This window comes from Streptomyces sp. NPDC059785, assembly GCF_042732375.1.
GTDB lineage: Bacteria > Actinomycetota > Actinomycetes > Streptomycetales > Streptomycetaceae > Streptomyces.
Genome location: NZ_JBHWHV010000126.1, coordinates 1 through 5,066 on the forward strand (window position 1 = coordinate 1; position 5,066 = coordinate 5,066).

The window sequence follows — 5,066 nt, forward strand, 5'->3', positions numbered from 1 at the left end:
AGGAAGACCCAGACCACCACGCCCCACGAGAGGGCGAAGAAGAGGACGAAGACGTGGGCGGCGATCAGGGCGATCCAGCCCTGGGTGGCGGGCAGGTCCCCATGGGGTGTCATCGTCCGTCGTCCTTACGCCGCGCTCGTGGCGAGCCAGTCGGTGTAGCGGGTGGCTGCGAGGTGCGCGTTCCTGTCGGTGAGGACGTCGCCCTCGACGGCCGCGAACATCCCGGCGGTGGGGTCGGTGACCACGGTGCGCGGGTCGCCCTTGTGGGACAGCGTGATCCGGCCCAGCTCGTCGAGGTCGAACACCTCGGGGCCGCCGATGTTGCGGACGCCGTTCAGCGGGGCGCCCGCGGCGACCTCCGCCACCGCGCCGGCCACGTCCTTGGCGGCGATCGGCTGGATCGGTGTGGCGGGCAGCCGGACGGTGTCACCGTCGGCGGTCCAGGACAGGACGGCGTCGATGAACTCCATGAACTGCGTGGCGCGGACGACCGAGTAGGGAACCGGACCGGCCTTGAGGAGCTCCTCCTGCAACACCTTGGCCCGGTAGTAGTCCAACTGCGGCACCTGGTCCACGCCGACGATCGAGAGGATGACGAAGTGGCCGACGCCGCCCTTGTGCGAGGCGGACAGGAGATTGTCCATCGAGGTGCGGAAGAAGGCCGGTGAGGCCTCGTCGAAGGTCGGTGAGTTGGTCAGGTTGACGACGACGTCGGCACCGGTGACGGCCTGCTCGACCCCCTGACCGCTGATCACGTCGACCCCGGTGGACTGCGAGTGCGGTACCGCCTGGTGTCCGGAAGCGTTCAGACTGCGGACGACCTGTGAGCCGATCAGCCCGGTTCCGCCGATGACTGCGATCTTCATGACATGCCTTTCTGCAATGTAGTGATGTCCGGTGATGCCTGTGCGGACGTGTGGAGAACAGTGGGAGCCATCAGGTGGCGCGGCACTCGACAACAGTGCTGCACACCCGTCGCCGGGGTCAGACGAGTTCCAGCCCGCCGTCGACGGTGATCACCTGACCGGTCGCATGGCGCCCCGCCGGGTCGGCCAACCGGAGGATCCAGTGGGCCACCTCGTCCGGGCTCGCGATGTGGTGCGTGGGGATGCGGTCGCGCTCGTAGGCGTACATGTCGTCGGCGGCCTCAGGGGTCAGACCGGCGTGCAGCATGACGTCGGTACGGGTGGGGCCGGGGGCGACGGCGTTGACGCGCACGCCCTCACCGGCCAGTTCCAGGGCCCAGCTCCGCGTGAGCTGCTCGACGGCCGCCTTGGTGGCCGAGTAGTGCGCGCCGCCCGCCATGGGACGGTGCCCGTAGGTGCTGGACAGGTTGATGATCGATCCGGAGCTGCGCCGCAGGTGCGGCAGGGCTTCGTGGGCCAGCAGGCTGGGCGCGACGACGTTGAGCGCGAGCAGGCCGGTGATCGTCTTCCTGTCGGTCTCCGCCAGCGGCATGACCGCCGTCGCACCGGCGTTGTTGACCAGATGGTCGAGGCGCCCCCACCGCTCCACGGCGGCCGCGACGACCTCGGCGGGTGCCCCGTCGGCGCAGACGTCGATCGCCAGGATGTCGATGCCGGCGTGGGCCGCGGCGGTCTCCTTCAGCGGCTCCGCACGGCGGCCCACCCCCAGTACGTGTGCGCCGGCCTCCGCGAAGGCGACGGCCGTGGCCCGGCCGATACCGCTCCCGGCGCCGGTGACGATCGCGACCTGGCCGGAGAAGGTCCGGTCGGGAGGGTTCACAGACATCAAGCGCTCCTTGTTCGGTGTGCGGCGCGTGAGCCGCCTCTCCTCGCACGCCTCGGGTGGAGACACGCATCAGGTAGACAGGACGGCGGCCGTCGTTGTGACAGCGGTCAGCACGTCGCGGGGACGAGGACCGCTCTCGAGGCGGGCCTGTGCGCGGTGGACCACCGCGCGCGCGTTCTGGGCGCTGATGCGGTGCGCGCCACCTCGCCGCCCGCGCGACGCTCGAGTGCGCGAAGGAGCGGCGGGAGACACGGGGCCTCCGCCAGCACGACGCCGTCCGACTCGACCCGGACGCTGCTGCCGGAACGCAGGGCGTCCACCCGGGAGTAGGGGCTGCGGGGGTGTACGAAGACCGGCTCGTCCTCCTCGAACCAGGTGTCCAGCGCCTCCCACTCGAACCGCACCGTGTCGCGGAGGGCTTCCGGCGCGCCCTCGCCCCAGGCCCACGCCGCCCCCGCACGGACCTCGGAGCCGACCCGCAGGGTGTGCCGGTGCGCGGGACCGGGACCGAGCCGTTCCGTGTGCCCGTCGTCGTGCAGCACACCCTCCACCAGGTCCTCGACCGGGATGCTGAACTGCGGGCAGGCCTGCCGCTCCCACACGTGGAGCGCGCGGCGGGTGTCGAAGGCGACCCGACCGCCGATCGTTCCCCGGATGCGGCGGGGTACGGGCTCCACGTGCCCGACGGGGACGATGAGACTCGGGTGCAGAACACTTTCGGTTGCCATGGTGATCACCTTTGTTCGTCGATGCCGGTTCCGGTGTGACACCCGCCCGTGGCCCCTCGGCTGTCACACCGACGGGAGCACACCGGTCTTGTCGGGGAAAGGGCCGCTGTTCAGTAGTCCGCGCCGGCGCGTCACACCACGGCCGCCGCGGGAAAGGATCCAGATATGTCGTACCCGTACCCCGAGCAGCAGTACTGGGGAGAGAACGGTGAGGTCAACGCCGTGTTCCGGCCGGCCGCGACGCCGCCGGACATCGGCGAGAGCGGAGTGGGGAAGGACGCCACCCACTATCTGGCGACCACCGCCACCACCCGGGGTGAGTTCGGGCTGTACCGGGTGGAGATGCGGCCGAGGGCGGGCGGTCCCAAGACGCACTTCCACAAGCGGATCTCCGAGTCGTTCTACATCCTGGACGGCACCGTGCGCGTCTTCGACGGCGTGCGGTGGGTCGACGCGCGCAAGGGAGACTTCCTGCACGTGCCCCAGGGCGGGCTGCACGCCTTCCGCAACGACTCGGACGCCCCGGCCGAGATGCTGCTTCTGTTCACCCCGGGCGCCCCGCGCGAGGAGTACTTCGAGCAGGTGTCCCACCTGGCACACGCTTCGGAGGAGGAACGGTCCGCGTTCTTCGACAAGCACGACTCGTACTTCGTGGAGTAGCGGGAGGCGCGGGAACGCCGTCCGCCGCCCGGAGGCGGTGGACGGCGTCCCGTCGCTGGGGTCGGACCACGCAGGTCAGGCGGTGGGTCGCGGGGCGCGCAGGTGGGCGCGCTCCTTCAGCTCGGCCTCGTCGACGAGTTCGAGCATGGGCTTGCCGGGGGCACACATCATGGTGACGACGAACTCGGTCCGCTCGTCGGTCAGCGCGTTGCCGTCCTGGTAGTGGATGGCGTCACCGCCCGGCTCCCAGAACGTGCCGCCGGCCTCGACGACGCGCTCGGGCTCGCCCTCCAGCTCGAAGCGGACCGCGCCCTTGATGACGTAGCCGAACGCCGGGCCGGAGTGGCGGTGCGGCGGGGTACCGGGGTCGCCGGGCTCCCACTCGACGTGGATGGTCATCGCCGACGCGCCCTCGGGGATGGTGACCGGGGAGGCGTCCTGGAGCATCTTCGCAGCTCGGGTCCAGCCCGGCCCGTCCTCGCCGCCGGTGCCGTGACCGTGTCCGTGGTGGGCGTGCTGTGCATTCTCCGACACTGAGTCGCACCTTCCGTGTTTCCACCGTGTGCCGGCGGCGCATCGTCCGCCGTCACGGTGGTCATGTCCGGTCGTGAAGACCGCTCTGCCCTTCTGACCGGATGCCCGGCGGATCTGTGACAGCGGCGGCGCCCGGCCGTCGTCCAACAGCCGCGGACCCTGGTCGCTGTGACACCGCCGTGCCAGGCGGTGTCACAGCGACCCGCCCCGTCCTGTCACGTGTGATGAGCACGGTCGGCACACCTATCAGTCCGTGGAGGCCGTCGCGGCCGCCGGTGTCCGGCCCGACGGTGTGCACGTGCCGCCCCTGCTGCTGCGGCCGGTCTCGACGGACGACGTCGCCGCGGTGCTCGCCCATGTCGCGGTCGGCCTGCCTCGGTTCGGCGTGCTGGAGGCGGCCGGGCCCGAGGAGCTGCGGCTCGACGGCCTCACCGCCGAGCTGCCGGCCGTCCCGGACCGGCCCGGCCGGGTGGTCGCCGACCCGCGCGCCCCGTTCTTCGGCGCGGTGCTCGCGGAGCGGGCCCTGCTTCCCGGCCCTGACGCCCACGTGGGCCCGCACACGTTCGCCCAGTGGCTCAAGAGCCGCTGAGCCGACCGGGCGGCGACGGCAAGTCGCCGCCCGCGCCTGCAACCACGTAATTCCCACGCAGTGACAGGAAGGCTGCCATGAGTGAACCGTCCCGGCCCACTGAGACCCCTGTGTTCAGTGAGCTCGACCAGCTGCCCGACCGTGACCGCGAGGAGACCGCCGAATGGCAGGCCTCCCTCGACGCGGTCTGCGCAACGCCGGGCCGGAGCGGGCCGTGTACCTGATGCGGCGGGTGCACGAGTTCGCCGCGAGATCCGGGACGTCCCTGCCCGGGCTGCTGTCCTCGGACCACATCAACACCGTCCCGGCCGCCGCGCAGCCGGAGTTCGACGGCGACCTGGAGCTGGAGTCCAGGATCACCGCGCTCGACCAGTGGAACGCCGCGGCGATGGTCACCCGCGGCTCCCGGCTCGGCCTCGGCGGGTCCGGTGCTGGCCGTCAGCGACTGGATGCGGCAGGTGCCCGACCAGATCAGCCAGTGGGTCGAGCAGGATGACTACTCCCTGGGCACCGACGGTTTCGGTCTGTCCGACACCCGTGAGGACGTGCGCCGCTACTTCCGGGTGGACGCCGAGTCGATCGTGGTGACCGCGCTCGACCGGCTGGCCGGGGCCGGACAGCTCCCCCCGGCCACCGTCGCGCAGGCCCGCGCCCGCTACGGCCTCGACCGCTGAGCGGCACCGGCACGTGAACCCGTAGCACTGATTCCTCCACGTGCACGCAGGCGCCCGCCGCTCGGTCGACCGAGCGGCGGGGGCCTGCGTGCTCCGCTGTCCGGGGCCGTGCCGCCCGCTGATCTCCTT

The 5,066-nt window shown here is 71.4% G+C and carries 6 protein-coding genes and 2 pseudogenes; 4 read left to right on the top strand and 4 right to left on the bottom strand.

Going from position 1 to position 5,066, the window contains the following annotated elements:
• Nucleotides 1–125 precede the first annotated feature (125 nt).
• From ACFV6E_RS42680 to ACFV6E_RS42690, 3 genes and pseudogenes are all read right to left on the bottom strand, one after another.
• Nucleotides 126–866, bottom strand: coding sequence for an SDR family oxidoreductase (locus ACFV6E_RS42680; protein WP_385469146.1), 741 nt, complete (start codon nt 864–866; stop codon nt 126–128).
• Between the two features lie 118 nt (nt 867–984).
• The gene (locus ACFV6E_RS42685) at nt 985–1,752 is read right to left on the bottom strand and encodes an SDR family NAD(P)-dependent oxidoreductase (protein WP_385469149.1); all 768 of its coding nucleotides are present in this window, start codon (nt 1,750–1,752) and stop codon (nt 985–987) included.
• A 254-nt stretch (nt 1,753–2,006) separates the two neighbouring features.
• A pseudogene (locus ACFV6E_RS42690) lies at nt 2,007–2,480 on the bottom strand (DUF427 domain-containing protein); the annotation flags it as partial.
• 165 nt (nt 2,481–2,645) lie between these two features.
• Here ACFV6E_RS42690 and ACFV6E_RS42695 point away from each other — a divergent pair.
• Nucleotides 2,646–3,140 (top strand): cupin domain-containing protein, encoded by a 495-nt coding sequence (locus tag ACFV6E_RS42695; RefSeq protein ID WP_385177800.1) that lies wholly within the window; start codon nt 2,646–2,648, stop codon nt 3,138–3,140.
• A gap of 75 nt (nt 3,141–3,215) precedes the next feature.
• On the opposite strand, the gene ACFV6E_RS42700 is transcribed toward ACFV6E_RS42695, so the two are convergent.
• Nucleotides 3,216–3,674, bottom strand: coding sequence for a cupin domain-containing protein (locus tag ACFV6E_RS42700; RefSeq protein WP_385177802.1), 459 nt, complete (start codon nt 3,672–3,674; stop codon nt 3,216–3,218).
• A gap of 253 nt (nt 3,675–3,927) precedes the next feature.
• Here ACFV6E_RS42700 and ACFV6E_RS42705 point away from each other — a divergent pair, with 253 nt between their 5' ends.
• The 3 genes and pseudogenes from ACFV6E_RS42705 (at nt 3,928) to ACFV6E_RS42715 (ending at nt 4,937) form a co-directional block, all read left to right on the top strand.
• The gene (locus ACFV6E_RS42705) at nt 3,928–4,263 is read left to right on the top strand and encodes a hypothetical protein (RefSeq protein WP_385469152.1); all 336 of its coding nucleotides are present in this window, start codon (nt 3,928–3,930) and stop codon (nt 4,261–4,263) included.
• Between the two features lie 77 nt (nt 4,264–4,340).
• Nucleotides 4,341–4,687 (top strand): annotated as a pseudogene (locus ACFV6E_RS42710) (pyruvate dehydrogenase (acetyl-transferring), homodimeric type); the annotation flags it as partial.
• A gap of 34 nt (nt 4,688–4,721) precedes the next feature.
• On the top strand, nt 4,722–4,937 hold the full coding sequence (locus tag ACFV6E_RS42715; RefSeq protein WP_385469155.1) for a hypothetical protein: 216 nt from the start codon (nt 4,722–4,724) through the stop codon (nt 4,935–4,937).
• The last annotated feature ends 129 nt before the right edge of the window (nt 4,938–5,066 follow it).

Bases quoted from the DNA above. Each gene is read 5' to 3' on its own strand.
- ACFV6E_RS42685 (WP_385469149.1), bottom strand. From the start codon at position 1,752: ATGTCTGTGAACCCTCCCGACCGGACCTTCTCCGGCCAGGTCGCGATC.
- ACFV6E_RS42695 (WP_385177800.1), top strand. From the start codon at position 2,646: ATGTCGTACCCGTACCCCGAGCAGCAGTACTGGGGAGAGAACGGTGAG.
- ACFV6E_RS42680 (WP_385469146.1), bottom strand. From the start codon at position 866: ATGAAGATCGCAGTCATCGGCGGAACCGGGCTGATCGGCTCACAGGTC.